The sequence below is a fragment of the Mesorhizobium sp. W050 genome (assembly GCF_054719535.1).
Genome location: NZ_JBTTIH010000001.1, coordinates 2,122,478 through 2,147,966 on the forward strand (window position 1 = coordinate 2,122,478; position 25,489 = coordinate 2,147,966).

The window sequence follows — 25,489 nt, forward strand, 5'->3', positions numbered from 1 at the left end:
AATGAGAGCGCGGTAAGGGGCGGTGCCCCTGGCCCGGAACTCTAAAGGAATTGAACCGATGCGTTCAGGTGTGATTGCAAAGAAGGTGGGAATGACCCGCATCTATAATGATGCCGGGGAACATGTTCCCGTCACCGTTCTCCAGATGGAGAACTGCCAGGTCGTGGCTCAGCGCACGCAGGAGAAGAACGGCTATACGGCCGTCCAGCTCGGCGTTGGCCTTGCCAAGGTAAAGAACACGTCGAAGGCGATGCGCGGCCATTTCGCGACCGCTTCCGTCGAGCCGAAGGCGAAGGTCGCCGAGTTCCGCGTCTCCGCCGACAACATGATCGATGTCGGCGCCGAGATCACCGTCGAGCACTTCGTCGCCGGCCAGAAGGTCGATGTGACGGGCACGACGATCGGCAAGGGTTTCCAGGGCGTCATCAAGCGCCACCACATGGGTGGTGGCCGCGCGACGCACGGTAACTCGGTTTCGCACCGTACGCACGGTTCGACCGGCCAGCGTCAGGATCCGGGCAAAGTGTTCAAGGGCAAGCATATGGCTGGCCACATGGGCGACACCCGCGTCACCACACAGAATGTCGAGATCGTTTCGACCGACGCCGATCGCGGCCTGATCCTGATCCGCGGTGCGGTTCCCGGATCGAAGGGCGCCTGGATCCTGGTCCGCGATGCGGCCAAGGTGGCACTGCCGGCCAATGCGCCGAAGCCTGCCGCGATCCGCCCGGTTGCTGCAGCTAGCGCTGCCACGAACGAGGCTCCGGCCGCAGAGGGAGCAGAATAATGGATCTCAAGATCACAACGCTTGGCGGCAAGGACGCCGGCAAGGTGAAACTCTCCGAGGAGATTTTCGGCCTTGATCCGCGCGAGGACATCCTGCAGCGCGTCGTGCGCTGGCAGCTGGCCAAGCGCCAGCAGGGCACGCACAAGGCCAAGGGCCGCGCCGAAATCGCGCGCACCGGCGCCAAGATGTACAAGCAGAAGGGTACGGGCCGCGCCCGTCACCATTCGGCACGCGCTCCGCAGTTCCGCGGCGGCGGCAAGGCCCACGGCCCGGTCGTTCGCAGCCACGAGCACGATCTGCCGAAGAAGGTGCGCGCTCTGGGCTTGCGGCATGCTCTCTCGGCCAAGGCCAAGAGCGCGTCGATCATCATCATCGACGAGCTGAAGCTGACCGAGGCCAAGACGAAGGCGCTGATCGCGAATTTCGCGACGCTGGGCCTGACCAACGCCTTGGTGATCGGCGGTGCCGAGCTTGACCAGAACTTCAAGCTGGCGGCGACCAACATCCCGAACATCGACGTGCTGCCCATCCAGGGCATCAACGTCTACGACATTCTGCGCCGCGGCACGCTGGTCCTTTCGACGGCCGCCGTCGAGGCTCTCGAGGAGCGCTTTAAATGACCGACCTCCGTCATTACGACGTGATCGTCTCGCCGGCGATCACGGAAAAGTCGACCATGGCTTCCGAGAACAACCAGGTTGTTTTCAACGTCGCCAAGAAGGCGTCAAAGCCGGAAATCAAGGCCGCTGTCGAAGCGCTGTTTGGCGTCAAGGTTACGGCCGTGAACACGCTTGTCCGCAAGGGCAAGATCAAGCGCTTCCGCGGCACGATCGGCCGCCAGAGCGACGTCAAGAAGGCGATTGTGACACTGGCCGACGGCCAGTCGATCGACGTCGCGACGGGTCTCTGAGCTAGGCCGCGAGGACAACAAACATGGCACTTAAAAAATTCAACCCGGTAACGCCGAGCACCCGCCAGTTGGTCATCGTCGACCGCTCGGGCCTCTACAAGGGCAAGCCCGTCAAGGGACTGACCGAAGGCCTGACCAAGTCGGGCGGCCGCAACAATCACGGCCGCATCACGGCCCGCTTCATCGGCGGCGGTCATAAGCGTTCGTACCGCATCATCGACTTCAAGCGCCGCAAGTTCGACGTCGTCGGCACGGTCGAGCGCATTGAATACGATCCGAACCGCACCGCCTTCATCGCGCTGATCAAGTATGACGATGGCGAGCTGTCCTACATCATCGCTCCGCAGCGCCTTGCCGCCGGCGACAAGATCGTGGCCGGTGAATCGGTCGACGTGAAGCCAGGCAATGCGATGCCGCTGGCCTCGATGCCGGTCGGCACGATCGTCCATAACATCGAGCTGAAGCCGGGCAAGGGCGCCCAGGTTGCCCGCTCGGCAGGTGGCTACGGACAGCTGGTCGGTCGCGACCAGGGCATGGCGATCCTGCGCCTCAACTCGGGCGAGCAGCGGGTCGTTCACGGCTCCTGCATGGCCACCGTCGGCGCCGTGTCGAACCCCGACCACGGCAACATCAACGACGGCAAGGCCGGCCGCACGGTCTGGCGCGGCAAGCGCCCGCACAATCGCGGCGTGACCATGAACCCGGTCGACCATCCGCATGGCGGTGGCGAAGGCCGCACCTCCGGTGGCCGTCATCCGGTCAGCCCGTGGGGCAAGCCGACCAAGGGCAAGAAGACGCGGTCCAACAAGGCGACCGACAAGTTCATCCTGCGCTCGCGCCATCAGCGCAAGAGCTAAGAAGAGGTAACGCCAAGTGACTCGTTCTGTTTGGAAAGGCCCCTTCATCGACGGCTACCTTCTCAAGAAGGTGGACAAGGTTCGTGAAGGTGGTCGCAATGAGGTGATCAAGATGTGGAGCCGTCGCTCCACCATCCTGCCGCAGTTCGTCGGCTTCACCTTCGGTGTCTACAACGGCCAGAAGCATGTTCCCGTCTCGGTGAACGAGGACATGGTCGGTCACAAGTTCGGTGAATTCGCTCCGACCCGGACCTATTACGGTCACGGCGCGGATAAGAAGGCGAAGAGGAAATAATCATGGGCAAGGCCAAAGCTCCGCGCAGGCTTGCTGACAACGAAGCGCGCGCCGTTCTGCGCACGATCCGTATCAGCCCGCAGAAGCTGAACCTGGTTGCCGCGCTGATCCGCGGCAAGAAGGTCGCGACAGCGCTTTCCGATCTCGAATTCTCGGCCAAGCGGATTTCCGGCACGGTCAAGAAGACGCTGGAATCGGCGATCGCCAACGCGGAAAACAACCACGACCTCGACGTCGATGCGCTGATCGTGGCGGAAGCCTATGTCGGCAAGTCGATCGTCATGAAGCGGTTCCATGCTCGTGGCCGCGGTCGCGCCAGCCGTATAGAAAAGCCGTTCTCGCACCTCACGATCGTCGTTCGTGAAGTCGAAGAAAAAGGGGAGGCCGCATAATGGGTCAGAAAGTCAATCCGATCGGTCTGCGCCTCGGCATCAACCGCACCTGGGATTCGCGCTGGTTCGCGAACACCGGCGAGTACGGCAAGCTGCTGCATGAGGACATCAAGATCCGCAAATATCTTGAAAAGGAACTCAAGCAGGCTGCGATTTCCAAGGTCGTGATCGAGCGCCCGCACAAGAAGTGCCGCGTCACCATCCATGCGGCGCGCCCGGGCCTGATCATCGGCAAGAAGGGCGCCGACATCGAAAAGCTTCGCAAGAAGCTGATGGAGATGACGAAGTCCGAGACGCACTTGAACATCGTTGAAGTGCGCAAGCCGGAAATCGACGCAACCCTGGTCGCCCAGTCGATCGCCCAGCAGCTCGAGCGTCGTATCGCGTTCCGCCGCGCCATGAAGCGCGCCGTTCAGTCGGCCATGCGCCTGGGCGCCGAAGGCATCCGCATCAACTGCGCCGGCCGTCTCGGCGGCGCCGAGATTGCACGCATGGAATGGTACCGCGAAGGCCGCGTGCCGCTGCATACGCTGCGCGCCGATGTCGACTATGGCACGGCCGAAGCGCATACGGCTTACGGCATCTGCGGCGTCAAGGTCTGGGTGTTCAAGGGCGAAATCCTCGAGCACGATCCGATGGCTTCGGAGCGTCGCGCGACCGAGGGTGATGCTGCGCATGGCGGTGGTGGTGATCGCGAACGCGGTCGTCGTCGCGAAAACGCCTGATTATTAGGAATTTGGAGTTAGAACGATGCTGCAGCCAAAGCGCACAAAGTTCCGCAAGCAGTTCAAGGGCCGTATCCATGGTACCGCAAAGGGCGGCACCAACCTGGATTTCGGTGGTTTCGGGCTGAAGGCGCTTGAGCCGAACCGCGTCACCGCGCGTGAGATCGAAGCGGCCCGCCGCGCGATCACTCGTGAGATGAAGCGTGCCGGCCGCGTGTGGATCCGTATTTTCCCCGATGTGCCGGTGACGTCGAAGCCGACTGAAGTGCGCATGGGCAAGGGCAAGGGCGCTGTCGATTACTGGGCGGCGCGCGTAAAGCCGGGCCGCATCATGTTCGAGATCGACGGCGTCAACGAAGAAACCGCCCGTGAGGCGCTGCGTCTCGGCGCGGCCAAGCTCTCGGTCAGGACGCGCTTCGTACAGCGCATCGCAGAATAAGGACGGGCTGATCATGAAAGCCGAAGACATCCGGACCAAGACCCAGGACCAGCTGACCGACGATCTGGCCAGCCTGAAGAAGGAGCAGTTCAACCTGCGCTTCCAGAAGGCCACCGGCCAGCTCGAGAAGACCGCGCGCGTGCGGCAGGTTCGCAAGGACATTGCGCGTATCAAGACCATCGCTGCGGAAAAGTCCGCGGCCAAGAAGGCTTAAGGACGAAAATCATGCCAAAGCGCATTCTGCAGGGCACTGTCGTCAGCGACAAGAACGAGAAGACGGTAGTCGTCAAGGTCGAACGGCGCTTCACGCATCCCGTGATGAAGAAGACCGTGCGCATGACCAAGAAGTACAAGGCGCACGACGAGAACAACGCCCACAAGGTCGGCGATCAGGTGTTCATCCAGGAATCGAAGCCGATTTCCAAGGACAAGCGCTGGATCGTCGTGTCTTCGGACCAGGCGTAACAAACCGAATTTTGGACAGACCGGGGAGGGGCTTTGAGCCCGTCCCGTTAGAAGAGAAGAAGGCGGCCAGTCATGATTCAGATGCAAACAAACCTCGACGTCGCGGATAATTCAGGCGCCCGTCGTGTCATGTGCATCAAGGTGCTGGGCGGCTCGAAGCGGAAATACGCTTCCGTAGGCGACATCATCGTGGTGTCGATCAAGGAAGCCATTCCGCGCGGCCGCGTTAAGAAGGGCGATGTGATGAAGGCGGTCGTGGTTCGCACGGCCAAGGACATCCGCCGCCCGGACGGCAGCGTGATCCGTTTCGACAAGAACGCGGCCGTTCTCGTCGACAACAAGAAAGAGCCGATCGGCACGCGTATCTTCGGACCGGTTCCGCGCGAACTCCGCGCCAAGAACCACATGAAGATCATCTCGCTCGCGCCTGAAGTGCTGTAAGGAGCCGGACCAATGCAAAAGATTAGAAAAGGCGACAAGGTCGTCGTGCTGGCCGGCAAGGACAAGGGCCGTTCGGGCGAAGTCCTCTCGGTTCAGCCGAAGGAAGACACCGCGCTGGTGCGCGGCGTCAACATGATCCGTCGTCACCAGAAGCAGTCCCAGTCCCAAGAGGGCGGGATCATCACCAAGGAAGCGCCGATCCAGCTGTCGAACATCGCGCTCGCCGACCCCAAGGATGGCAAGCCGACCCGCGTCGGCTTCATCTTCCAGAAGGACGGCAAGAAGGTGCGCGTCGCCAAGCGCTCGGGAGAAGTCATCAATGGCTAAGGCTCAAACCACGAAGCCCAAGGCTGAAAGCAAGCAGTCCAAGGCCCAGAACACGCCGCGCCTCAAGCAGGTCTACAACGAGACCATCCGCAAGGCGCTGCAGGAGCAGTTCGGCTACGAGAACGAGATGCAGGTTCCGCGCATCGACAAGATCGTGCTGAACATGGGCGTCGGCGAAGCGACCGCGGATTCGAAGAAGCCTTCGATCGCGGCCGAAGACCTGGCGATGATCGCCGGCCAGAAGGCCGTCGTCACCCGCGCCCGTAATTCGATCGCCGGCTTCAAGGTCCGCGAGAAGATGCCGATCGGCGCCAAGGTCACGCTGCGCAAGGAACGCATGTACGAGTTCCTCGACCGTCTCGTGAACATCGCACTGCCGCGCGTCCGCGACTTTCGCGGACTGAATCCGAAGAGCTTCGATGGCCGTGGCAACTACGCCATGGGCATCAAGGAACACATCGTGTTCCCGGAGATCAACTACGACAAGGTTGATCAGATCTGGGGCATGGACGTCATCGTTTGTACGACTGCGAAGACGGACGACGAAGCCAGGGCATTGCTCAAGGCCTTCAACTTCCCCTTCCGCCAGTAACGGCAGCGAGAAAAGGAAAAATCTGAAATGGCAAAGACCAGCTCAGTCGAGAAGAACAACAGGCGCCGCAAGCTTGCCGACCAGTACGGTCCCAAGCGCGCAGCGCTCAAGGCGATCATCATGGACCAGTCCAAGCCGATGGAAGAGCGTTTCCGCGCTCAGCTGAAGCTTGCTGCCCTGCCGCGCAACTCGGCCAAGATCCGCATCCGCAACCGTTGCGAAGTTACCGGCCGTCCGCGCGCCTATTATCGCAAGCTCAAAGTATCGCGCATCGCGCTTCGTGATCTCGGCAATAACGGCCAGATCCCGGGCCTGGTCAAGTCGAGCTGGTAAGGAGGACATAACATGTCATTGAGCGATCCTCTCGGCGATATGCTGACCCGCATCCGCAACGCGTATGGCCGTAAGAAGTCGAGCGTTTCGACGCCGGCGTCGCGCCTGCGTACCCGCGTCCTCGACGTGCTGAAGGCTGAAGGCTATATCCGCGACTACAGCCAGACCGACTTCGACAACGGCAAGTCCGAAATCGAAATCGAGCTGAAGTATTTCGACGGTGCTCCGGTCGTGCGCGAAATCGCCCGCGTTTCGAAGCCTGGCCGCCGCGTTTACGTCTCGGCAAAGTCAATCCCGCACGTCGCCAACGGCCTCGGCATCGCCATCCTTTCGACGCCCAAGGGCGTGATGGCCGATCACGAAGCACGCGAACAGAATGTCGGCGGCGAAATCCTCTGCCAGATTTTCTAATTCGGCAGACCTGAAACAAGAGAAGTGACGAGGACAACCAAATGTCTCGTATTGGAAAGAAACCCGTTTCGCTGCCGCAGGGCGTGACCGCGACCGTTAACGGCCAGACCGTGACGGCGAAGGGCCCCAAGGGCGAGCTGAAGTTCGTGGTGAACGACGAAGTGCTGGTCAAGATGGAAGGCAGCGAAATCGCTGTCCAGCCGCGCGACCAGACCAAGACCGCCCGATCCAAGTGGGGCATGTCGCGCACGCAGATCGTCAACATCCTGCAGGGCGTCAAGGACGGTTTCGAGAAGAAGCTCGAGATCACCGGCGTCGGCTATCGCGCGGCACTCCAGGGCAAGAACCTGCAGCTGGCGCTTGGCTTCAGCCACGACGTCGTTTACGAGACGCCGGCCGGCATCACGATCACTGTGCCGAAGCCGACGGAAATCACCGTGACCGGCATCGACAAGCAGCAGGTCGGCCAGGTTGCAGCCGAGATCCGCGAGTATCGCGGTCCCGAGCCCTACAAGGGCAAGGGTGTCCGCTATGCCGGCGAGAAGATCGTCCGCAAGGAAGGCAAGAAGAAGTAGTAGGCCTGGGCCCGAAAAGTTGCAGACTTTTCGGAAAAGGCCAAGCCAAAGAAGTGCAACGCCGCGGGGAGCGGTCGCGGGAGGCGCTTTCGCCTACCGCACATGGCGGCCCCCGTTTTTTGAAGGCAAGGAAGATTATCATGGCTACCAAGGAATCCATCCAGCGCCGCGCGCAGCGCGTCCGCCGCCAGATCAAGAAGGTCGCCGGCGAACGTCCGCGTCTCTCGGTTCACCGCACGTCGAAGAACATCTACGTGCAGGTCATCGACGACGCCAAGGGCCATACCATCGCGGCTGCATCGACACTCGAGAAGGACCTCAAGGGTTCGCTCAAGACCGGCGCTGACACCGAGGCAGCAGCCGCTGTTGGCAAGCTGATCGCCGAGCGTGCTTCGAAGGCCGGCGTCAAGGAAGTCGTCTTCGACCGCGGCGCCTACATCTATCACGGCCGCGTCAAGGCGCTGGCCGAGGCTGCCCGTGAAGGCGGTCTGAGCTTCTAATTGCCTGATCCCGAACCGAAGGTCAGCGCAGCAAAAAGTTGCAGACTTTTCGGACAAGATCATGCAAGGAAAAATAATTCGCCCCCGGTGACCCAAAGAGGCGCACCGGATCTTATCAGCAACCGTGCTTCCGGAAAAAAACAAGGAACAGGATATGGCACAGGAACGTAGGGATGGCGGCCGCGGCCGCGATCGTGAAGAACGCGATGACGGCATGGTGGACAAGCTCGTCCACATCAACCGTGTCGCCAAGGTCGTCAAGGGCGGCCGTCGCTTCGGTTTTGCAGCACTCGTCGTCGTCGGCGACCAGAAGGGCCGCGTCGGCTTCGGTCACGGCAAGGCGCGCGAAGTGCCGGAAGCGATCCGCAAGGCAACCGAGTCGGCCAAGCGCGACATGATTTTCGTGCCGCTGCGCTCGGGCCGCACGCTGCACCACGACGTCGAAGGACGCTGGGGCGCCGGACGCGTGCTGCTGCGCGCTGCCAAGCAGGGTACCGGCATCATCGCCGGCGGCCCGATGCGCGCTGTCTTCGAGACGCTCGGCATGCATGACGTGGTCGCCAAGTCGATGGGTTCGTCGAACCCCTACAACATGGTTCGCGCCACGTTCGACGCGCTGAAGAGCCAGATGCATCCCAAGGATGTGGCTGCTGCGCGCGGCATCAAATATTCGACCCTTCAGGCCCGCCGCGGCACCGCCGTTGCGGCTGAAGAATAGTCGATCTGACCAGGGATTTTGACCATGGCCAAGAAAGCAACCAAGACCATCACCGTTGAGCAGATCGGTTCGCCGATCCGCCGCCCGAAGGAACAGCGCGCAACGCTGGTCGGCCTCGGCCTCAACAAGATGCACAAGCAGCGCACGCTGGAGGACACTCCCTCGGTGCGCGGCATGATCGCTGCCGTCCAGCATCTCGTCCGCGTCGTGGACGAGGGCTGAGCAAAAGCGCAGGAGAACCCAGATGAAACTCAACGATCTGCGTGACAAGGACGGCGCGACGCACTCCAAGAAGCGTCTCGGCCGTGGCATCGGCTCCGGCTCGGGCAAGACCGGCGGTCGCGGCGTCAAGGGCCAGAAGGCGCGCTCCGGCGTTGCCATCAACGGCTTCGAGGGCGGCCAGATGCCGCTCTATCGGCGCCTGCCGAAGCGTGGCTTCAATAACATCTTCGCCAAGAGCTTTGTCGTCGTGTCGCTGGCTCGTATCCAGACGGCGCTCGATGCCAAGAAGCTCGACGCCAAGGCGACCGTGACGGCCGAGGCACTCGTTGCCGCCGGCGTCATCCGCCGCGTCAAGGACGGCGTGCGCATCCTCTCGGACGGCGAACTCAAGGCAAAGCTTGCCTTCGACGTCGCCGGCGCCTCCAAGGCCGCGATCGAGAAGATCGAAAAGGCCGGCGGTTCGGTCAAGCTGCCGGAAGCGGCAGCGGAGTAACGGCAATTTGAAGCGCGGCCGGCAGGAACGGTATCCGTTTTTGTTCACGATTGCGCTTTGATCCAATCAATTAGGCGGCCGCGTCAACGCGGCCGCTTGCATGTTTAGAGCCCGGAGCTTATCTCGTGAGCTTCGGTGCCACGCGCCGCCTGAACTGCGGGCATCGAGCGTGGCATACAAATCAAAGAAGTAGCGCATGACGTTGTCCGAAAACCGCTTCACACTTTTCGGCATCATGCTCTAGCGGAGAATCAGGCATGGCTTCGGCTGCTGAACAACTAGCCTCGAATCTGAACTTTGCGGCTTTCGCCAAGGCGGAGGACCTGAAGAAGCGAATCTGGTTCACCGTCGGCGCGCTGCTCGTCTATCGCCTCGGCACCTATATCCCGCTGCCCGGCATCAATCCGGATGCATTCGCGCAGGCCTTCTCTTCGCAGGCCAAGGGCGTGCTCGGCATGTTCAACATGTTCGCCGGCGGCGCCGTGCAGCGCATGGCGATCTTCGCGCTCGGCATCATGCCTTACATCTCAGCCTCCATCATCATGCAGCTGATGACCTCGGTCATTCCGTCGCTGGAAGCGCTGAAAAAGGAAGGCGAGCAGGGCCGCAAGGTCATCAACCAGTACACGCGCTACGGCACGGTACTCCTGGCGCTGGTGCAGGCCTACGGCATTTCGGTGGGCCTGGAAGGCGGCAACGGCATCGTCAACGATCCCGGCATGTTCTTCCGCATCTCGACCGTCGTCACGCTGGTTGGCGGCACCATGTTCCTGATGTGGCTGGGCGAGCAGATCACCGCCCGCGGCATCGGCAACGGCATTTCGCTGATCATCTTCTCCGGCATCGTCGCCGGCCTGCCGCGCGCCATCTCCGGCACGCTGGAGCTCGGCCGCACCGGCGCCCTATCGACGGGGCTGATACTCGCGATCATCGTGCTGGCCATCATCGTCATCGCGCTGATCGTGTTCTTCGAGCGCGCGCAGCGCCGCCTGCTGATCCAGTATCCGAAGCGCCAGGTCGGCAACCGCATGTTCCAGGGCGACACCTCGCATCTGCCGCTGAAGCTCAACACGTCGGGCGTCATTCCGCCGATCTTCGCGTCGTCGCTGCTTTTGCTGCCGGCAACGGTCGCCGGCTTCTCGCAGACGACAAACCTGCCGGCCTGGGCAAGCACCGTGCTCGCTTCGCTCGGCCACGGCCAGCCGCTCTACATGCTGTTCTATGCGGCAATGATCGTGTTCTTCGCCTTCTTCTACACGGCCATCGTGTTCAATCCGAAGGACACCGCCGACCAGCTCAAGAAGCATTCCGGCTTCATTCCGGGCTACCGTCCGGGTGAGCGCACCGCCGATTACATCGACTATGTCCTGACGCGCATCACCGTCGTCGGCGCCATCTATCTGGTGCTGGTGTGCCTGCTGCCCGAGTTCCTGATTTCGGCAACTGGCGTACCATTCTACCTCGGTGGCACATCGCTTCTGATCGTGGTCAGTGTAACCCTCGATACGGTGGCGCAGATCCAGGGTCACCTGATCGCGCACCAGTATGAGGGCCTGATCAAGAAGTCGAAGCTGCGCGGGGGGAAGAAGGCCAGATGAGATTGATATTGCTTGGGCCGCCAGGAGCGGGCAAGGGGACGCAAGCACAAAGACTGGTAGAAAAATACGGCATACCGCAGCTGTCGACGGGTGACATGCTGCGGGCGGCCGTGCAGGCCGGCACCGAAGTCGGCAAGCGCGCCAAAGCGGTGATGGATGCCGGCGAGCTGGTTTCCGACGCCATCGTCAACGCCATCGTGGCCGAGCGCATCGATCAGCCCGATTGCACCAACGGTTTCATCCTCGACGGATATCCGCGCACGCTGGTGCAAGCCGATGCGGTTGAATCGATGCTCGCCGAGCGCGGCATTGGCCTCGATGCCGTGATCGAGTTCGTCGTCGATGACAAAGCGCTGGTCGGCCGCATCGTCAAGCGCGCCGACGACGCCAAGGCCGCCGGACAGCCGGTGCGCAAGGACGACAATCCGGTGGTGTTCGAAGAGCGCCTGCGGGAATATTACAAGAAGACCGCGCCTCTGATCGGCTATTATTATGCCAAACGCTCGCTTAGGAGTGTCGACGGCATGGCCCCTGTCGACACCGTGACGGCGGAGATTGACGCGCTGCTCGCGGCGGTGACGCGGGAGACCGTTACGGTAAAGTAAAGATTGCGCTTGACTGGAACGGTTCGCTGGGTTATGGCGGCCCGTCTTCCTATCAGGCATGAGGCTTTGCTTGTCCGCAAGGGCAAGGCAGCCGCATTGAAACTAGGGAACTCCCGCAAGGGCCGGCCTCCACCGGACGCGGGTAATTTGAACAGCGCCGCGCATGCCTTTTTTTGAAGGCCGGCCGGTCCCACATGGAGAAGAGAAGAATATGGCTCGTATAGCCGGCGTCAACATTCCGACCAACAAGCGCGTCGTCATTGCGCTTCAGTACATTCACGGCATTGGCAAGAAGTTCGCCCAGGAGATCGTCGACAAGGTCGGCATCCCGGCCGAGCGCCGCGTCAACCAGCTGACCGACGCGGAAGTGCTGCAGATCCGCGAGACCATTGACCGCGACTACCAGGTCGAAGGCGACCTGCGCCGCGAAGTGTCGATGAACATCAAGCGTCTCATGGACCTCGGCTGCTACCGCGGTCTGCGTCACCGCCGTTCGCTGCCGGTTCGCGGCCAGCGCACGCACACCAATGCACGCACCCGCAAGGGCCCGGCCAAGTCGATTGCCGGCAAGAAGAAGTAAGTGAGCGAATAGCGAGTAGCCATTAGCGAGTAGGGGTTCCCTATTCGCTGGTCCTGCTCACTACTCGCTTTCAAAGGTGGAGCCGCTGGCATTACGGCGGTGTAGAGATCAACTGAAAGGACTATCATGGCCAAGGAAGCCGCTCGTGTTCGCCGTCGCGAACGCAAGAACATCTCTTCGGGCGTTGCCCACGTCAATTCGACCTTCAACAACACGATGATCACCATCACCGACGCGCAGGGCAATTCCATTGCCTGGTCGTCGGCCGGTGCCCAGGGCTTCAAGGGTTCGCGCAAGTCGACCCCGTTCGCCGCCCAGATGGCTGCCGAAGACGTCGCCAAGAAGGCCCAGGAACACGGCATGCGCATGCTCGAAGTCGAGGTCTGCGGACCCGGCTCCGGTCGTGAATCGGCGCTTCGCGCCCTGCAGGCGGCCGGCTTCACCATCACCTCGATCCGTGATGTGACGCCGATCCCGCACAATGGCTGCCGCCCGCGCAAGAAGCGCCGCGTCTAAGACATTACCGAACGCCGCGTGAGCGCCTCAAGGCGCTCCTCCACGGCACTCCAGGTCGCCCGCCACGATTGGATGGTGGCGGGTCAACGGAAGGAAAGCATCATGATCCAGAAAAATTGGCAGGAACTGATCAAGCCGAACAAGATCGAGTTCTCGTCGAAGAAGAAGACGCTGACCACGCTGGTCGCCGAGCCGCTCGAGCGTGGCTTCGGCCTGACGCTCGGCAACGCGCTGCGCCGCGTGCTTTTGTCTTCGCTGCGCGGTGCGGCTGTCACCGCCGTGCAGATCGACGGCGTTCTGCATGAATTCTCGTCGATTGCCGGCGTGCGTGAGGACGTGACCGACATCGTCCTCAACATCAAGGAAATCGCCATCCGCATGGAAGGCGATGGTCCCAAGCGCATGGTCGTTCGCAAGCAGGGCCCGGGTGCGGTTCTGGCTGGCGACATCCAGACGGTTGGCGACGTCGAGATCCTCAACCCCGACCACGTCATCTGCACGCTGGACGAGGGCGCTGAAATCCGCATGGAATTCACCGTCGACACCGGCAAGGGTTACGTGCCGGCCGACCGCAACCGCGCCGAAGACGCGCCGATCGGCCTGATCCCGGTCGACAGCCTGTATTCGCCGGTCAAGAAGGTCTCCTACAAGGTCGAAAATACCCGCGAGGGCCAGGTTCTCGACTATGACAAGCTGACCATGACCATCGAGACCGACGGTTCGATCTCGGGCGAGGACGCGGTGGCATTCGCTGCCCGCATCCTGCAGGACCAGCTTGGCCTGTTCGTCAATTTCGACGAGCCGCAGAAGGAAGTCGCCACCGAGGCCGTCACCGAGCTTGCCTTCAACCCGGCGCTGCTCAAGAAGGTCGACGAACTCGAGCTTTCGGTGCGTTCGGCCAACTGCCTGAAGAACGACAACATCGTCTACATCGGCGATCTCATCCAGAAGACCGAAGCCGAGATGCTGCGCACCCCGAACTTCGGCCGCAAGTCGCTGAACGAGATCAAAGAAGTGCTCGCGGCGATGGGCCTGCACCTCGGCATGGAAGTGCCGGACTGGCCGCCGGAAAACATCGAAGACCTCGCCAAGCGTTACGAAGACCAATATTGAGCATGAAGTCCAAGGATCGGCGGCGTGGGCCGCTCGATCCGACGGTCATGCGGAAAACCATCAGAGGCCGTGGCCTCTTGAACAACTGAAGGAAAAGAGCCATGCGCCACGGTTTTAAAGGCCGCCGCTTCGCCCGAAGCATTAGCCATCGCAAGTCGATGTTCGCCAACCTCGCCGTGTCGCTGCTCGAACATGAGCAGATCGTCACCACCCTGCCGAAGGCGAAGGATTTGCGTCCAATCGTCGAGAAGCTGGTGACGCTCGGCAAGCGCGGCGACTTGCATGCGCGCCGCCAGGTCATTGCCCAGATCGGCAATGAAGGCGTCGTCAAGCGTTTGTTCGACACGATTGCGCCGCGCTACGCCGACCGCAACGGCGGCTATCTGCGCATCATGAAGGCGGGCTTCCGCCACGGCGACAATGCCGCCATGGCGGTCATCGAGTTCGTCGACCGCGACACCGACGCCAAGGGCGCCGGCGACCGCGCCCGCATCGAGGCCGAAGGCACCGACGAGGAAGCCGCTGCCGCATAAGGCTCGGTTTTTCAGGAATGACTTCAAGGGGCCTTCGGGCCCCTTTTTTGCATTGTCGCGAGGGCATGCTTCGCCAGGCTTTTTTGCCTGCCGGCCAAGTGCTTTTGCACGACAATCGCCGCATTTCAGTGCATTAGCCTTTCATTCTGCACAATCGTCGGGACAATGCCCCCGAACTTGCCTTGGAGGATTCGCGAATGCGCGCCAACCGACTGTCTCTTGTTCTGCTCTTCGCCATGATGGCGTTCGCAGCCGCGCCGACAGTCAGGCAGGCTCTGGCCGAGGACGCCGCCAAGCCAGCCGATCCGGGGCTCTCCGATGTGCTGACCGACCTCTTGCATGGCGTCGAGGGCGAGAACGGCACCTCCGGTCCCGACAAGCGCGTGCCGTTCGGCCGCGAAGAGGTGCAGCTGTCGTTTGCCCCCCTGGTCAAGCAGACGGCGCCGGCCGTGGTCAATGTCTATGCTTCGCAGACGGCCAAGGTCACGTCGCCCTTTGACGGCGACCCGTTCTTCGAGGAATTTTTTGGCCGCGCACAGCCGCGCGCGCAATCCTCGCTCGGCTCGGGTGTGCTGGTCGATCCGAGCGGCGTCGTCGTCACCAATTTCCACGTGATCAAGGATGCCGACGAGGTCAAGGTCGCGACCGCCGACGGGCGCGAATTCACCTCGAAGGTCATGCTCAAGGACGAGACGCTCGACCTCGCCGTGCTCAAGATCACCTCCGACAAGCCGTTTCCGGTGATCGCCATCGGCGATTCCGACGCGCTCGAGGTCGGCGACCTGGTGCTGGCCATCGGCAATCCGTTCGGCGTCGGCCAGACCACCACCAGCGGCATCGTTTCGGCGCTTGCCCGCAGCCATATCGGCGTTTCGGATTCGGGCTATTTCATCCAGACCGACGCCGCCATCAATCCCGGCAATTCCGGCGGCGCGCTGATCAACATGGGCGGCCAGCTGGTCGGCATCAACACCGCCATCTACAGCCGCAGCGGCGGCTCGATCGGCATCGGCTTTGCCATCCCGGCCAACATGGTGCGTGCCTTCGCCGATGCGGCCAAGGCCGGGCTCGATTTCTTCGAGCGGCCCTATATAGGCGCCGAGTTCGAAGCGGTCACACCTCAGATCGCCGAATCGCTTGGCATGGAGAAGCCGACCGGCGCGCTGGTGTCGTCGGTCGAGGAAGCCGGACCGGCGGCCAAGGCAGGGCTGAAGCCCGGCGATGTCGTGCTGCAGCTCAATGGCACGACCGTCGAAGGCATCGAGGCGCTGGACTACCGCATGGCGACCCTGTCGATCGGCACCAAGGCGACCTTCGCCATCCTGAGCAAGGGCCAGCAGGCGACGATGGAGATCGCACTGGAGCGCGCGCCGGAAGGCGCCAAGGCGTCGGAAGTGACGCTGCATGGCCGCAGCCCATTCTCCGGCGCCAAGGTCGCGGAACTGTCGCCCAGGCTCGCCCAGCGGCTTGGCCTGCGCACCGACCTCAAGGGCGTCACCGTGGTCGACATCAACCGCGATTCGCCGGCTGCCGATTTCGGCTTCCAGCCCGGCGACATCGTGCGCGAGGTGAACGGCACCACCGTCGATACGGCGGCGACACTGGCGCAGCTTGCCCAGCAGGATACGCGCTGGTGGCGCTTTACCGTCGAGCGCGGCGGGCAGATACTGCGCCAGGTGTTGCGTTACTGAGGCGATCTTCCCATTTCTGAGGATCGTGCTCCAACCAGAAGACCTAGATGGCCGATCTGTTCAGCGTCGATGAACCGGAAAGAGCGCCGCCCGGCCGGCCTTTGGCCGATCGGCTGCGCCCGAAAAACCTTGGCGAGGTCGTCGGCCAGGAGCATCTGACCGGCCCCGACGGCGCACTGACGCGGCTCATCAACTCCGGTTCGCTCGGCTCGATGATTTTCTGGGGGCCACCCGGCACCGGCAAGACTACCGTTGCGCGGCTGCTGGCCGGCGAGACCCGTCTTGCTTTCGAGCAGATATCGGCGGTGTTTTCCGGCGTCGCCGACCTGAAGAAAGTGTTCGAAGCAGCGAAGCTGCGCCGCACCAATGGCCGCCAGACGCTGCTGTTCGTCGACGAGATCCATCGCTTCAACCGTGCCCAGCAGGACTCTTTCCTCCCGGTCATGGAGGATGGAACAGTTGTTCTGGTCGGCGCCACCACCGAAAATCCATCGTTCGAGCTGAACGCCGCGCTTCTGTCGCGCGCGCGGGTGCTGGTGTTTCACTCGCTGGGCGAGGACAGCATTGCCAAGCTGATGACGCGCGCGGAGGAGACGGAGGGCAGGGCGCTGCCGCTCGACGACGAGGCGCGGGCGATGCTCATCCGCATGAGCGATGGCGACGGCCGGGCCTCGCTGACGCTGGCCGAGGAAGTCTGGCGCGCCGCCAAACCCGGCGAGGTTTTCGATCCCGAAGGGCTGCAGCGCATCGTCCAGCGCCGCGCGCCGATCTATGACAAGGGCCAGGACGGTCACTACAATCTGATCTCGGCGCTGCACAAATCGGTGCGTGGGTCCGACCCGGACGCGGCGCTTTATTATCTTGCCCGCATGTTCGACGCCGGCGAGGATCCGCTCTATCTCGGCCGCCGGCTGGTGCGCATGGCGATGGAGGATATCGGGCTGGCCGACCCGCAGGCGCTGGTTATCGCCAACGCCGCCAAGGACGCCTACGACTATCTCGGCTCGCCCGAAGGCGAACTGGCCTTCGCCGAGGCCACCGTCTATCTCGCCACCGCGCCCAAATCCAACGCCGTCTATACCGCCTTCAAGGCAGCCACGCGGGCGGCGAAGGAGTTCGGTTCGCTGCTGCCGCCCAAGCACATCCTCAACGCGCCGACCAAGCTGATGAAAGAGGAGGATTACGGCGCCGGCTACCGCTACGATCACGACCAGCCCGATGCTTTTTCCGGCCAGGACTATTTCCCCGAAAAGATGGGCCGGCAGACCTTTTATGATCCGCCCGAACGCGGCTTCGAGCGCGATATCAAGAAACGGCTGGACTATTGGGCAAAGCTGCGCAGCGAGCGGGAAAAATAGGTGCGCGGGACAAACGGGACGAACTCGGCCTGCCCGCGATGAACTGAAATTCTGTCCCCGCCAGTCACAGCAGTGTGATTGTACCGCATGACAAAAAGCCCTATCACGTCGCATGACTCGGCCGGGAGGCTGCCAGGACGGGCGATAATTCGGAACGGGGACAGCGCGCGGCGCGAACAGAAATGACAAAATCCCTTCGCAAAACGCTTCGCCAGGCTGTGATTGCTGTCCCGCTGCTCGTGCTCGGCTTCTATTTCATTCCGATCCTGACCACGATTTGGATCGTCTGCGGCCTGATCGATGTGCTGCGCAACGCCAGCAAGGATCTGTCGCTGTTGCGCGGCTATTTCCTCGGCAATGGCATCTTCACCTGGCTGCTGTCGCCCTTCAATCTGCTGGTGGACCTCGTTTGCTACCGCAACCCGGGTGTGTGGAAGCTGGAGCAGTTTCCTGCCGATTATCAGCGCGAGGTCAACGAGGTTCTTGACGTCTTCAAGGCGCGCAAGGACGAGATCATCGCCGATATCGACGCCAATTTCGGCACCGGTCGTCGCGGCATGTATGTCTATCAGTGGTACGGCAAGCACCGGATCGACAATGTTGCGGAATTCAACAAGGATTTCAAATACATCAAGACCATTGCCGTGTCTGTCTTCAGAGGCAAGGAATCGACTTCCTGGCATTTCGGACCGCTGCGGCTCAGCCTGCGCATCCTCTACAATCTCTTGCCGGTGAAGGCAGAGGTTTTCGTCGAATGCAACGGCGCCAGGAATTACTGGCACGACAACCCGCTCTATATTTTCGACGACACGCTGCTGCACCGCTCGGTCAACGAGTATGATGGGCGCCGCTACTGCGTGTTCATGGACATCATCCGCCCGTCGCCGTTCCCCGGTTTCATCGCCGGACTTCTGGCCATCGTTTCGGTCACCGTCGAGCGCATCAATTCCATGTTCTACAAGAACTGGAAGATGATCGGCTCGAGCAAGGCAAAGAAGGTCGAGACGACCTGAGGCGTTAGCCTGAAGGGATTGACCGCACTGCCTTGGCCGGGCAGTAAACGGGCATGTTCAATCTGCTTCTTGTTGTGGTCGGCGGCGGCATCGGCGCCGGCATCCGCCACCTGACCAACATCGGCGCCTTGCGCCTCGTCGGCCCCAACTACCCCTGGGGGACAATGGCGATCAACATCCTCGGCTCCTTTGTTATGGGGCTGTTCGTCGCCGCGCTGATGCGGCGCGGCGGTTCCAATGAGCTCCGGCTGTTCGTCGCCACGGGCATCCTTGGCGGCTTCACCACCTTCTCCGCCTTTTCGCTCGATTTCGCGACCCTGTGGGAGCGCGGAGCGACGCTGACGGCGTTGGGATATGCGCTTGCCAGCGTCGTTGGCGCCATTATCGCCCTGTTTCTGGGACTTTGGCTCGCAAGAACCGTTTCATAGTGTTATTGCCCCGACCTGGAGCACGCCGCATCCTCTGGACGCGCTGCAGAAACTTTGATCTTGCGCATGATCCTTTCCGAAAGCCGGAGTAGATTTTCGGGGTCACGCGTTAGAAACGGATAAAGCGAAAATCATGGCAGGCGTAGAACAGATCACGGTGGAGGCCGGCGAGGCGGGCATGCGGCTCGATCGCTGGTTCAAGACCCATTTCCCCGGCCTCGGCTTTGGCCATCTGCAGAAGTTGCTGCGCTCGGGCCAGATCCGCGTCGATGGCGGCCGGGTCAAGGCCGACAGCCGTGTCGAGCCCGGCCAGGTGGTGCGTGTGCCGCCGCTCGAGGTCGACAAGAAGGGCGAGAGTGCGCTTACGGGTTACTCGATCCGCAACCAGGGCGACGCCGATGTGCTGGCCAAGATGCTGATCCACGAAGATCCAAAAGTCTTCGTCTTCAACAAGCCGGCCGGCCTGGCGGTGCAAGGCGGCTCGGGCGTCACCCGCAATGTCGACGACATGCTGGAGGCCTGGCGCAGCCAGAAGGGCGAGAAGCCGCGCCTGGTGCACCGGCTCGACCGCGACACGTCGGGCGTGTTGGTGGTTGCCCGCACCAGGCTTGCGGCGATGAAGCTTTCCGAGTCATTCCGGGCGCGCGAGACCAAGAAGACCTATTGGGCGCTGGTCAAGGGCGTCCCGCCCAAGCGTGAGGACAAGATCTCGACCTGGCTGATCAAGGAGCCGACCGAGGACGGCGACCGCGTGCGCGTGGCAGCCCATGGCGAAAAGGGCGCCGACCACGCCGTGTCCTACTATCGCATCATCGAGCAGGCGGCTCAGACGATGACCTGGCTGGAAATGGAGCCGTACACTGGCCGCACCCACCAGCTGCGCGTTCATGCCGCCTATATCGGCTGCCCGATCCTCGGCGACCCCAAATATTTCGAGGCCGACACCAACTGGGACTTTCCGGGCGGCATTCAGAACCGCCTGCATCTGCATGCGCGCCGCATCGTCATTCCGCACCCGGACAAGGGCGTCATCGACGTCACCGCGCCGATGCCGCCGCATATGCGCCAGAGCTGGAACCTGATCGGCTTCGACGACGCCAGCGCGGAGGACTGACATTGGCCGTTGCCTCGGTATTGGATCGCCGCGATGCGGTCGATCTGGCGGCTGCTTCCATCATGGTCGGGTTGACCTTTTCCTGGGGGCTGAACTACGTCGCCGCCAAGATCTCCTATGCCGGCTTCGATCCGGTTTTCGTCTCGATCGCACGTTCGATCATTGGCGGGCTCTGTGTGCTCGGCTGGTGCTGGCTGCGCGGCATCAGGCTGTTTAAGGCCGACGGGTCGCTTGTCGCCGGCATCATCGTCGGCGTGCTGTTCGGCGTCGAGTTCCTGTGCCTCTATATCGGGCTGGAATACACGACCGTTGCCCGCAACACACTGCTGGTCAACACCATGCCGTTCTGGGTCCTGATCGGCGGCCATTTCCTGCTCGGTGAGCGTATCAACGCGCGCAAGCTTGGCGGGCTCGTTCTCGCCTTCTGCGGCCTGGTGGCGGTGTTTTCAGACGGGATTGCCGGCGGCACCGACGTGACCTTGATGGGCGATCTGCTCAGCCTCGGCTCCGGTATTCTGTGGGCGGCGACCAGTATCGTCATCAAGCGTTCGAAACTGGTCGAGACCAGTGCCGAGAAATTGCTGCTTTATCAGCTGGCCGGTGCGGCCATTGTCGGTGTCCTGGTTCTGCCTTTCGCCGGCCCGCCGATCCGCGCGGTCAGTGCCTTGCCGACATTGGCGCTGCTGTTCCAGTCGCTCTATATAGTTGCCTTCACCTATGTGCTGTGGTTCTGGCTGCTCAGGCGCTATCCGGCATCGGGCCTGTCGAGCTTCGCCTTCCTGTCGCCGGTGTTCGGCGTCCTCTGCGGCGCTATCATTCTTGGCGAGGCGCCAACGACCAGGATCTTTGTGGCGCTTGGGCTGATCGCAGTCGGCCTGATCATCGTCAACCGGCCGGCGCGCAAGCAGGTACCTGGATAGAAAGTTCGACCATGCGTGACATCCTCAACGACCTCGAAGCGGGAAAGCATCTGTCCGATCCGGATCCGGTCCGCCGCGCGCAGATCCAGATGAAGACGCACCTGCCGAAGCGCTTCTACAAGGACGTGTCGGTCGCAGCTGTGGAGGACGGTTTTGCCGTCCATCTCGACGGCAAGCCGGTGCGCACGCCGGGCAAGGCGCTGCTGGCGCTGCCGACCGAAAAGGCCGCCGCCCTGGTCGCCAATGAGTTCGCTGCACAGGGCGAGACCATCGACCCGGTCACGATGCCGGTGCTGCGTCTGGTCAACACCGCCATCGACGGCGTCGCCAGCGACCCGCAGGCGGTGCTGGAGGACGTCTTGCGCTTCGCCTCGTCCGATCTGACCTGCTACCGCGCCGACGCGCCACAGGGGCTGGTCGAGCGGCAGAACCAGCATTGGGATCCGGTGATCGACTGGGCGAGAGCGACATTAGGGGCTCGGTTCAATCTCGCCGAGGGCATCATCCATGTCGAGCAGCCGCGCGAGAGCATCGCAGTGCTCGGCGCTCATCTTGCCCAGCGTGCCGAGCCGCTGCGGCTGGCCGCAATCCATGTCATGACTTCGCTGACCGGGTCGGCGCTGCTGGCGCTGGCGGTCGATTACGGCGCGCTCGATGGCGACGCGGCTTGGGCCGCCGGCCATGTCGACGAGGACTGGCAGATCGAGCATTGGGGCCAGGATGCCGAGGCTGTCGCACGCCGCTCGGCCCGCAAACGCGACATGATGGCGGCCGTCGGCCTGCTCGATGCGCTGAAGACCTGATCCTCGGCCTTTGCCGCACTGCACCTAATACCAAAGTCATAAATCCAAGGTCTGTCTGCCTCCGGCGGTCGCTTTCTGTCATTTTTTACGCTGATGGCTGGTTCGAGTCGCGTTCAGAGGGAACGCCGACGATGACGCCCAGCGTCGAAGGCAGACGATTCACGGGAGGACAGTTCAATGGCATTGGCATCGACCGCCGGCGGAGCCAGCCGCGGCATGACACGAGAGGAGAAGAAGGTCATCTTCGCCTCCTCGCTGGGCGCGGTTTTCGAATGGTATGATTTCTATCTCTACGGAGCGTTGGCCGGCGCGATCGGCTTGACCTTCTTCAACTCGTTTCCCGAAAGCACCCGCTACATCTTCACGCTGCTGGTCTTCGCCGCCGGCTTCATCGTGCGCCCGTTCGGCGCGCTGGTGTTCGGCCGCATCGGCGATCTCGTCGGCCGCAAATACACATTCCTTGTCACCATCATGATCATGGGTCTGTCGACTTTCCTTGTCGGCCTGCTTCCGGGTTCAGAGACACTGGGCATTCTGGCGCCGATCCTGTTGATCGCGCTGCGCATGCTGCAGGGCCTGGCGCTTGGCGGCGAGTACGGCGGCGCCGCGACCTATGTCGCGGAACATGCGCCGGACGACCGTCGCGGCTTCTACACCTCATGGATCCAGACGACGGCGACGCTCGGCCTTTTCCTGTCGCTGATTGTCATCCTGCTGGTGCAGAATTCCGTAAGCAAGGACGCCTTCAACGCCTGGGGATGGCGCATTCCGTTCCTGGTCTCGGCTATCCTGCTCGGCATTTCGGTCTGGATCCGGCTGTCGCTTTCGGAATTGCCGACCTTCCTGCGCATGAAGGAAGAGGGCAAGAGTTCCAAGGCGCCGCTGTCGGAAGCCTTCGGCCAGTGGAAAAACGCCAAGATCGCCATCCTGGCGCTGTTCGGCCTCACCGCCGGTCAGGCCGTGGTATGGTACAATGGCCAGTTCTATGCACTGTTCTTCCTGGCCAATGTGCTCAAGGTCGACGCGCAGTCGGTCAACATCATGATCGCCATTGCGCTGGCACTCGGCACGGGCTTCTTCGTCTTCTTCGGCTGGCTGTCCGACAAGATCGGCCGCAAGCCGATCATCATGGCCGGCCTTGCGCTGGCAGTCGTCACCACCTTCCCGCTGTTCAAGGCGTTGACCTGGGCCGCCAATCCGGCGCTCGCCACCGCACAGCAGAACACGCGCGCCACGGTGACGGCGGCTCCGGGAGACTGCAACTTCCAGTTCAACCCGACCGGCACGCGCGTACCGGTCAGTTCGTGCGATATCGCGACCGACTTCCTTGCCAAGAACTCGGTGCCTTACGACATCGTCTCTACCGCGGCGGCGGGGACCCCGGCGAGTGTCATGATCGGCAGCGAAACTGTGGCGTCTTATGATGCCAAGGCCGCGGGCGACAAGAAGGCTGCAAGCGACGCTGCCTTCAAGAAGGGTATCAACCTCGCGCTTCAGGGTGGCGGTTACCCGTTGAAGCGCGCTGCCGCCAAGGTTGCCGACCAGAAGCTCGACGCCTTTGTCGCGGCCAATCCTGAACTGAAGCTCGATGCGGCAGCCATCCGCGCCGGCGAAAAGACCGCGGTCCCGACCGAACAGGCCATCAAGGACAAGGTGCTGACCAAGGATGAGGCCGCGGGCGCCACCGAGGTGACCGTGTACAGCGTTCCGGCAGCGGGCGCGTTCGCGATGTTTGCCGACCCCGCACAGGTCAACTGGGCAAAGGTCATCGGCATCCTGTTCATCCTGGTCCTCTACGTGACCATGGTCTACGGGCCGATCGCGGCGATCCTGGTCGAGATGTTCCCGACACGCATCCGCTACAGCGGCATGTCACTGCCCTATCACATCGGCAATGGCTGGTTCGGCGGCCTGCTGCCCGCGATCGTGTTCGCGTTCAGCGCCTACAAGGGCGATATCTATTACGGCCTTTGGTATCCGGTGGTGATCGCGGCGGTGACGCTGATCATCGGCATGATCTTCGTCAGGGATACGCTCGGCACCGACCTGCATACCAAGCAGTAGCCGACGGCTCTGTATCAAACAAAAAACCCGGCGCGAGCGATCGCGCCGGGTTTTTGATTTGTGGGCCTGTTCGATCTATCAGCGCGGAAGACGCCTAGCTCTTGCGAGGCTGTTCGGCCTCCGCAATGGCGGCCTCATGATACCAGGCCCCGCCATGGGCAAGCGGGTGATCGCGCAGCGAAGCAAGCTCTGCCGCAAACTTGGCCTTTACGCCTAAATTTGAGGCACCCGCACGCGCTGCCACCGGGAACATCAGGATTTTGGCCGACGGACGGGCTGAGGTGATTTCCATGGTCGGTCTCCTTTCTTCTGGAGAGGCTCTTCGATTCATCTTTCCATCAAGGTAAGTCCTGCAATCCATTTAGGCAAGATGCCTAAAGAAAGATCGGCATTTGCCTGTTATTTAAGCAAATTCTGCCTTTGATCGATCCGGGCGCATTGCTTAGGCGGCTTGCCTTCGTCACCGGCATGAAAGGGCATTTTTGCCGCACCCTGACCAACTGAAGTGGCACACGATTTGCATTTATTGGCTTGGCAGCTGGGCTGCTGGATGGCTCGGCGCGCCGGCGTCATCCAGGTTCGGTGATCAAGCAACGAGAGGCTCTAGAATGACGAAATACAAGCTCGAGTATATCTGGCTCGATGGTTACACGCCGGTCCCCAATCTTCGCGGCAAGACCCAGGTCAAGGAGTTCGCCGAGTTCCCGACGCTCGAGCAGCTGCCGCTGTGGGGCTTTGACGGTTCCTCGACGCAGCAGGCCGAAGGCCATAGCTCCGATTGCGTGCTGAAGCCGGTTGCCGTGTTCCCCGATCCGGCCCGCACCAATGGCGTGCTGGTGATGTGCGAAGTGATGATGCCAGATGGCGTGACGCCGCATGTGTCCAACAAGCGCGCCACCATCCTCGACGACGAGGGCGCCTGGTTCGGCTTCGAGCAGGAGTATTTCTTCTACAAGGACGGCCGTCCGCTCGGCTTCCCCGAGAGCGGCTATCCGGCGCCGCAGGGCCCGTACTACACCGGCGTCGGCTATTCGAATGTCGGCCCGATCGCGCGCCAGATCGTCGAGGAGCATCTCGACCTCTGCCTCGCAGCAGGCATCAACCATGAAGGCATCAACGCCGAAGTGGCCAAGGGCCAGTGGGAATTCCAGATTTTCGGCAAAGGCTCCAAGAAGGCCGCCGACCAGATGTGGATGGCCCGCTATCTCTTGCAGCGCCTGACCGAAAAATACGAGATCGACATCGAGTATCACTGCAAGCCGCTCGGCGACACCGACTGGAACGGCTCGGGCATGCACGCCAACTTCTCGACCGCCTATATGCGCGAAGTCGGCGGCAAGGCCTATTTCGAAGCGCTGATGGCTCAATTCGACAAGAACCTGATGGACCACATCGCCGTCTACGGCCCGGACAACGACAAGCGCCTGACAGGCAAGCATGAGACCGCTCCGTGGAACCGCTTCAGCTACGGCATCGCCGACCGCGGCGCTTCGATCCGCGTGCCGCATTCCTTCGTCAACAATGACTACAAGGGTTACCTGGAAGACCGCCGCCCGAACTCGCAGGGCGACCCCTACCAGATCGCTTCGCAGATCCTGAAGACCATCGCGGAGGTTTCGACCAGCGCCCAGGTTTCGGCGGCCGCCTAAGCATCTATAGCGGCGCAGGCTT

At 62.1% G+C, this 25,489-nt stretch carries 36 protein-coding genes; 35 read left to right on the forward strand and 1 reads right to left on the reverse strand.

The features are described 5' to 3' along the window. Positions 1-58 precede the first annotated feature (58 nt). The 34 genes from rplC (at position 59) to ACYG9Y_RS10350 (ending at position 23,818) form a co-directional block, all read left to right on the forward strand. Positions 59-787 carry a 50S ribosomal protein L3 gene (gene rplC / locus ACYG9Y_RS10185; RefSeq protein WP_023691244.1) on the forward strand — a complete coding sequence of 243 codons (729 nt, stop codon included), beginning with the start codon at positions 59-61 and terminating at the stop codon, positions 785-787. Continuing rightward, positions 787-1,407, forward strand: coding sequence for a 50S ribosomal protein L4 (gene rplD / locus ACYG9Y_RS10190; protein WP_023698816.1), 621 nt, complete (start codon positions 787-789; stop codon positions 1,405-1,407). Before rplC ends, rplD begins: the two co-directional genes overlap by 1 nt. Next, positions 1,404-1,697: a 50S ribosomal protein L23 gene (locus tag ACYG9Y_RS10195; protein WP_023672751.1), complete on the forward strand. Its 294-nt coding sequence runs from the start codon at positions 1,404-1,406 to the stop codon at positions 1,695-1,697. The genes rplD and ACYG9Y_RS10195 overlap by 4 nt, the downstream gene beginning before the upstream one ends. 23 nt (positions 1,698-1,720) lie before the next feature. Further along, positions 1,721-2,554 carry a 50S ribosomal protein L2 gene (gene rplB / locus ACYG9Y_RS10200; RefSeq protein ID WP_023706515.1) on the forward strand — a complete coding sequence of 278 codons (834 nt, stop codon included), beginning with the start codon at positions 1,721-1,723 and terminating at the stop codon, positions 2,552-2,554. Positions 2,555-2,570: 16 nt separating this feature from the next. Next, the gene (gene rpsS, locus ACYG9Y_RS10205) at positions 2,571-2,849 is read left to right on the forward strand and encodes a 30S ribosomal protein S19 (protein ID WP_023738903.1); all 279 of its coding nucleotides are present in this window, start codon (positions 2,571-2,573) and stop codon (positions 2,847-2,849) included. A 2-nt stretch (positions 2,850-2,851) separates the two neighbouring features. Further along, positions 2,852-3,241 (forward strand): 50S ribosomal protein L22, encoded by a 390-nt coding sequence (gene rplV, locus ACYG9Y_RS10210; protein WP_006205462.1) that lies wholly within the window; start codon positions 2,852-2,854, stop codon positions 3,239-3,241. After that, positions 3,241-3,966: a 30S ribosomal protein S3 gene (gene rpsC / locus ACYG9Y_RS10215; protein ID WP_023672753.1), complete on the forward strand. Its 726-nt coding sequence runs from the start codon at positions 3,241-3,243 to the stop codon at positions 3,964-3,966. Before rplV ends, rpsC begins: the two co-directional genes overlap by 1 nt. A 25-nt stretch (positions 3,967-3,991) precedes the next feature. Further along, a complete protein-coding gene (gene rplP, locus ACYG9Y_RS10220; RefSeq protein WP_006205460.1) occupies positions 3,992-4,405 on the forward strand; it encodes a 50S ribosomal protein L16 in 414 nt (137 codons plus the stop codon). Positions 4,406-4,418: 13 nt separating this feature from the next. Further along, complete coding sequence (gene rpmC / locus ACYG9Y_RS10225) at positions 4,419-4,619, forward strand: 50S ribosomal protein L29 (RefSeq protein WP_006205459.1); 201 nt, start codon at positions 4,419-4,421, stop codon at positions 4,617-4,619. 11 nt (positions 4,620-4,630) lie between these two features. Further along, positions 4,631-4,870, forward strand: a complete 240-nt coding sequence (gene rpsQ, locus ACYG9Y_RS10230; protein WP_010909280.1) for a 30S ribosomal protein S17 — start codon at positions 4,631-4,633, stop codon at positions 4,868-4,870. Between the two features lie 72 nt (positions 4,871-4,942). Further along, positions 4,943-5,311, forward strand: a complete 369-nt coding sequence (rplN, locus tag ACYG9Y_RS10235; protein WP_006205457.1) for a 50S ribosomal protein L14 — start codon at positions 4,943-4,945, stop codon at positions 5,309-5,311. Between the two features lie 12 nt (positions 5,312-5,323). Beyond that, positions 5,324-5,638: a 50S ribosomal protein L24 gene (gene rplX, locus ACYG9Y_RS10240; protein WP_013531428.1), complete on the forward strand. Its 315-nt coding sequence runs from the start codon at positions 5,324-5,326 to the stop codon at positions 5,636-5,638. Continuing rightward, the gene (gene rplE, locus ACYG9Y_RS10245) at positions 5,631-6,230 is read left to right on the forward strand and encodes a 50S ribosomal protein L5 (protein ID WP_023672755.1); all 600 of its coding nucleotides are present in this window, start codon (positions 5,631-5,633) and stop codon (positions 6,228-6,230) included. Before rplX ends, rplE begins: the two co-directional genes overlap by 8 nt. Positions 6,231-6,257: 27 nt before the next feature. After that, positions 6,258-6,563 (forward strand): 30S ribosomal protein S14, encoded by a 306-nt coding sequence (gene rpsN / locus ACYG9Y_RS10250; RefSeq protein WP_010909282.1) that lies wholly within the window; start codon positions 6,258-6,260, stop codon positions 6,561-6,563. 12 nt (positions 6,564-6,575) lie between these two features. Beyond that, a complete protein-coding gene (gene rpsH / locus ACYG9Y_RS10255) occupies positions 6,576-6,974 on the forward strand; it encodes a 30S ribosomal protein S8 (RefSeq protein ID WP_006205453.1) in 399 nt (132 codons plus the stop codon). Positions 6,975-7,015: 41 nt separating this feature from the next. Further along, complete coding sequence (gene rplF / locus ACYG9Y_RS10260; protein WP_023682603.1) at positions 7,016-7,549, forward strand: 50S ribosomal protein L6; 534 nt, start codon at positions 7,016-7,018, stop codon at positions 7,547-7,549. Positions 7,550-7,689: 140 nt separating this feature from the next. Continuing rightward, positions 7,690-8,049, forward strand: coding sequence for a 50S ribosomal protein L18 (rplR, locus tag ACYG9Y_RS10265; RefSeq protein WP_023682602.1), 360 nt, complete (start codon positions 7,690-7,692; stop codon positions 8,047-8,049). Positions 8,050-8,203: 154 nt separating this feature from the next. Then, positions 8,204-8,767, forward strand: a complete 564-nt coding sequence (gene rpsE / locus ACYG9Y_RS10270) for a 30S ribosomal protein S5 (protein WP_006333394.1) — start codon at positions 8,204-8,206, stop codon at positions 8,765-8,767. Between the two features lie 24 nt (positions 8,768-8,791). Continuing rightward, the gene (rpmD, locus tag ACYG9Y_RS10275) at positions 8,792-8,989 is read left to right on the forward strand and encodes a 50S ribosomal protein L30 (RefSeq protein WP_006205449.1); all 198 of its coding nucleotides are present in this window, start codon (positions 8,792-8,794) and stop codon (positions 8,987-8,989) included. Between the two features lie 22 nt (positions 8,990-9,011). Continuing rightward, positions 9,012-9,482: a 50S ribosomal protein L15 gene (gene rplO / locus ACYG9Y_RS10280; RefSeq protein WP_023672760.1), complete on the forward strand. Its 471-nt coding sequence runs from the start codon at positions 9,012-9,014 to the stop codon at positions 9,480-9,482. A gap of 257 nt (positions 9,483-9,739) precedes the next feature. Next, positions 9,740-11,080, forward strand: a complete 1,341-nt coding sequence (gene secY / locus ACYG9Y_RS10285; RefSeq protein ID WP_023672761.1) for a preprotein translocase subunit SecY — start codon at positions 9,740-9,742, stop codon at positions 11,078-11,080. Further along, a complete protein-coding gene (locus tag ACYG9Y_RS10290) occupies positions 11,077-11,685 on the forward strand; it encodes an adenylate kinase (protein ID WP_023738902.1) in 609 nt (202 codons plus the stop codon). The genes secY and ACYG9Y_RS10290 overlap by 4 nt, the downstream gene beginning before the upstream one ends. 211 nt (positions 11,686-11,896) lie before the next feature. Beyond that, entirely contained in the window at positions 11,897-12,265 is a 369-nt protein-coding gene (gene rpsM / locus ACYG9Y_RS10295; RefSeq protein ID WP_006205445.1) for a 30S ribosomal protein S13, read from the forward strand. Positions 12,266-12,391: 126 nt separating this feature from the next. Then, positions 12,392-12,781, forward strand: a complete 390-nt coding sequence (gene rpsK, locus ACYG9Y_RS10300; protein ID WP_006205444.1) for a 30S ribosomal protein S11 — start codon at positions 12,392-12,394, stop codon at positions 12,779-12,781. A gap of 102 nt (positions 12,782-12,883) precedes the next feature. After that, positions 12,884-13,894, forward strand: a complete 1,011-nt coding sequence (locus tag ACYG9Y_RS10305; protein ID WP_023682599.1) for a DNA-directed RNA polymerase subunit alpha — start codon at positions 12,884-12,886, stop codon at positions 13,892-13,894. A gap of 101 nt (positions 13,895-13,995) precedes the next feature. Further along, a complete protein-coding gene (gene rplQ, locus ACYG9Y_RS10310; protein ID WP_023710556.1) occupies positions 13,996-14,427 on the forward strand; it encodes a 50S ribosomal protein L17 in 432 nt (143 codons plus the stop codon). Between the two features lie 197 nt (positions 14,428-14,624). Next, positions 14,625-16,118 carry a DegQ family serine endoprotease gene (locus ACYG9Y_RS10315; protein WP_023688416.1) on the forward strand — a complete coding sequence of 498 codons (1,494 nt, stop codon included), beginning with the start codon at positions 14,625-14,627 and terminating at the stop codon, positions 16,116-16,118. Between the two features lie 47 nt (positions 16,119-16,165). Continuing rightward, positions 16,166-17,476: a replication-associated recombination protein A gene (locus ACYG9Y_RS10320; protein ID WP_023738901.1), complete on the forward strand. Its 1,311-nt coding sequence runs from the start codon at positions 16,166-16,168 to the stop codon at positions 17,474-17,476. A gap of 182 nt (positions 17,477-17,658) precedes the next feature. Next, complete coding sequence (locus ACYG9Y_RS10325) at positions 17,659-18,489, forward strand: aspartyl/asparaginyl beta-hydroxylase domain-containing protein (protein WP_023738900.1); 831 nt, start codon at positions 17,659-17,661, stop codon at positions 18,487-18,489. A gap of 53 nt (positions 18,490-18,542) precedes the next feature. Further along, a complete protein-coding gene (gene crcB / locus ACYG9Y_RS10330; RefSeq protein ID WP_023682593.1) occupies positions 18,543-18,917 on the forward strand; it encodes a fluoride efflux transporter CrcB in 375 nt (124 codons plus the stop codon). Positions 18,918-19,050: 133 nt separating this feature from the next. Beyond that, a complete protein-coding gene (locus tag ACYG9Y_RS10335; RefSeq protein WP_023672769.1) occupies positions 19,051-20,031 on the forward strand; it encodes an RluA family pseudouridine synthase in 981 nt (326 codons plus the stop codon). A gap of 62 nt (positions 20,032-20,093) precedes the next feature. Then, positions 20,094-20,951, forward strand: a complete 858-nt coding sequence (locus tag ACYG9Y_RS10340) for a DMT family transporter (RefSeq protein ID WP_081727411.1) — start codon at positions 20,094-20,096, stop codon at positions 20,949-20,951. An 11-nt stretch (positions 20,952-20,962) separates the two neighbouring features. Next, positions 20,963-21,754: an ATP12 family chaperone protein gene (locus tag ACYG9Y_RS10345; RefSeq protein ID WP_023738898.1), complete on the forward strand. Its 792-nt coding sequence runs from the start codon at positions 20,963-20,965 to the stop codon at positions 21,752-21,754. A 177-nt stretch (positions 21,755-21,931) separates the two neighbouring features. After that, entirely contained in the window at positions 21,932-23,818 is a 1,887-nt protein-coding gene (locus tag ACYG9Y_RS10350; protein ID WP_460223117.1) for an MFS transporter, read from the forward strand. Between the two features lie 94 nt (positions 23,819-23,912). Here the strand turns inward: ACYG9Y_RS10350 and ACYG9Y_RS10355 are convergent, their stop codons facing one another. Next, on the reverse strand, positions 23,913-24,110 hold the full coding sequence (locus tag ACYG9Y_RS10355; RefSeq protein WP_023706518.1) for a DUF2735 domain-containing protein: 198 nt from the start codon (positions 24,108-24,110) through the stop codon (positions 23,913-23,915). Between the two features lie 316 nt (positions 24,111-24,426). Between ACYG9Y_RS10355 and ACYG9Y_RS10360 the strand changes: the two genes are divergently transcribed. Beyond that, positions 24,427-25,467 carry a glutamine synthetase beta-grasp domain-containing protein gene (locus tag ACYG9Y_RS10360; RefSeq protein ID WP_023672774.1) on the forward strand — a complete coding sequence of 347 codons (1,041 nt, stop codon included), beginning with the start codon at positions 24,427-24,429 and terminating at the stop codon, positions 25,465-25,467. The last annotated feature ends 22 nt before the right edge of the window (positions 25,468-25,489 follow it).

Excerpts from the sequence above, each read along its gene's own strand:
- ACYG9Y_RS10355 (WP_023706518.1), bottom strand. The coding sequence starts at position 24,110 with ATGGAAATCACCTCAGCCCGTCCGTCGGCCAAAATCCTGATGTTCCCG.
- rplO (WP_023672760.1), top strand. The coding sequence starts at position 9,012 with ATGAAACTCAACGATCTGCGTGACAAGGACGGCGCGACGCACTCCAAG.
- rplC (WP_023691244.1), top strand. The coding sequence starts at position 59 with ATGCGTTCAGGTGTGATTGCAAAGAAGGTGGGAATGACCCGCATCTAT.
- rplX (WP_013531428.1), top strand. The coding sequence starts at position 5,324 with ATGCAAAAGATTAGAAAAGGCGACAAGGTCGTCGTGCTGGCCGGCAAG.
- rpmD (WP_006205449.1), top strand. The coding sequence starts at position 8,792 with ATGGCCAAGAAAGCAACCAAGACCATCACCGTTGAGCAGATCGGTTCG.
- rpsK (WP_006205444.1), top strand. The coding sequence starts at position 12,392 with ATGGCCAAGGAAGCCGCTCGTGTTCGCCGTCGCGAACGCAAGAACATC.
- ACYG9Y_RS10195 (WP_023672751.1), top strand. The coding sequence starts at position 1,404 with ATGACCGACCTCCGTCATTACGACGTGATCGTCTCGCCGGCGATCACG.
- rpsQ (WP_010909280.1), top strand. The coding sequence starts at position 4,631 with ATGCCAAAGCGCATTCTGCAGGGCACTGTCGTCAGCGACAAGAACGAG.
- rplN (WP_006205457.1), top strand. The coding sequence starts at position 4,943 with ATGATTCAGATGCAAACAAACCTCGACGTCGCGGATAATTCAGGCGCC.
- ACYG9Y_RS10340 (WP_081727411.1), top strand. The coding sequence starts at position 20,094 with ATGGTCGGGTTGACCTTTTCCTGGGGGCTGAACTACGTCGCCGCCAAG.
- rpsM (WP_006205445.1), top strand. The coding sequence starts at position 11,897 with ATGGCTCGTATAGCCGGCGTCAACATTCCGACCAACAAGCGCGTCGTC.
- ACYG9Y_RS10350 (WP_460223117.1), top strand. The coding sequence starts at position 21,932 with ATGGCATTGGCATCGACCGCCGGCGGAGCCAGCCGCGGCATGACACGA.
- rplQ (WP_023710556.1), top strand. The coding sequence starts at position 13,996 with ATGCGCCACGGTTTTAAAGGCCGCCGCTTCGCCCGAAGCATTAGCCAT.
- ACYG9Y_RS10320 (WP_023738901.1), top strand. The coding sequence starts at position 16,166 with ATGGCCGATCTGTTCAGCGTCGATGAACCGGAAAGAGCGCCGCCCGGC.
- ACYG9Y_RS10335 (WP_023672769.1), top strand. The coding sequence starts at position 19,051 with ATGGCAGGCGTAGAACAGATCACGGTGGAGGCCGGCGAGGCGGGCATG.
- rplF (WP_023682603.1), top strand. The coding sequence starts at position 7,016 with ATGTCTCGTATTGGAAAGAAACCCGTTTCGCTGCCGCAGGGCGTGACC.
- rpsN (WP_010909282.1), top strand. The coding sequence starts at position 6,258 with ATGGCAAAGACCAGCTCAGTCGAGAAGAACAACAGGCGCCGCAAGCTT.
- ACYG9Y_RS10315 (WP_023688416.1), top strand. The coding sequence starts at position 14,625 with ATGCGCGCCAACCGACTGTCTCTTGTTCTGCTCTTCGCCATGATGGCG.
- ACYG9Y_RS10290 (WP_023738902.1), top strand. The coding sequence starts at position 11,077 with ATGAGATTGATATTGCTTGGGCCGCCAGGAGCGGGCAAGGGGACGCAA.
- ACYG9Y_RS10305 (WP_023682599.1), top strand. The coding sequence starts at position 12,884 with ATGATCCAGAAAAATTGGCAGGAACTGATCAAGCCGAACAAGATCGAG.
- rplE (WP_023672755.1), top strand. The coding sequence starts at position 5,631 with ATGGCTAAGGCTCAAACCACGAAGCCCAAGGCTGAAAGCAAGCAGTCC.
- rpmC (WP_006205459.1), top strand. The coding sequence starts at position 4,419 with ATGAAAGCCGAAGACATCCGGACCAAGACCCAGGACCAGCTGACCGAC.
- rpsH (WP_006205453.1), top strand. The coding sequence starts at position 6,576 with ATGTCATTGAGCGATCCTCTCGGCGATATGCTGACCCGCATCCGCAAC.
- secY (WP_023672761.1), top strand. The coding sequence starts at position 9,740 with ATGGCTTCGGCTGCTGAACAACTAGCCTCGAATCTGAACTTTGCGGCT.
- ACYG9Y_RS10325 (WP_023738900.1), top strand. The coding sequence starts at position 17,659 with ATGACAAAATCCCTTCGCAAAACGCTTCGCCAGGCTGTGATTGCTGTC.
- crcB (WP_023682593.1), top strand. The coding sequence starts at position 18,543 with ATGTTCAATCTGCTTCTTGTTGTGGTCGGCGGCGGCATCGGCGCCGGC.
- rplB (WP_023706515.1), top strand. The coding sequence starts at position 1,721 with ATGGCACTTAAAAAATTCAACCCGGTAACGCCGAGCACCCGCCAGTTG.
- ACYG9Y_RS10360 (WP_023672774.1), top strand. The coding sequence starts at position 24,427 with ATGACGAAATACAAGCTCGAGTATATCTGGCTCGATGGTTACACGCCG.
- rplR (WP_023682602.1), top strand. The coding sequence starts at position 7,690 with ATGGCTACCAAGGAATCCATCCAGCGCCGCGCGCAGCGCGTCCGCCGC.
- rplD (WP_023698816.1), top strand. The coding sequence starts at position 787 with ATGGATCTCAAGATCACAACGCTTGGCGGCAAGGACGCCGGCAAGGTG.
- rplP (WP_006205460.1), top strand. The coding sequence starts at position 3,992 with ATGCTGCAGCCAAAGCGCACAAAGTTCCGCAAGCAGTTCAAGGGCCGT.
- rplV (WP_006205462.1), top strand. The coding sequence starts at position 2,852 with ATGGGCAAGGCCAAAGCTCCGCGCAGGCTTGCTGACAACGAAGCGCGC.
- ACYG9Y_RS10345 (WP_023738898.1), top strand. The coding sequence starts at position 20,963 with ATGCGTGACATCCTCAACGACCTCGAAGCGGGAAAGCATCTGTCCGAT.
- rpsE (WP_006333394.1), top strand. The coding sequence starts at position 8,204 with ATGGCACAGGAACGTAGGGATGGCGGCCGCGGCCGCGATCGTGAAGAA.
- rpsC (WP_023672753.1), top strand. The coding sequence starts at position 3,241 with ATGGGTCAGAAAGTCAATCCGATCGGTCTGCGCCTCGGCATCAACCGC.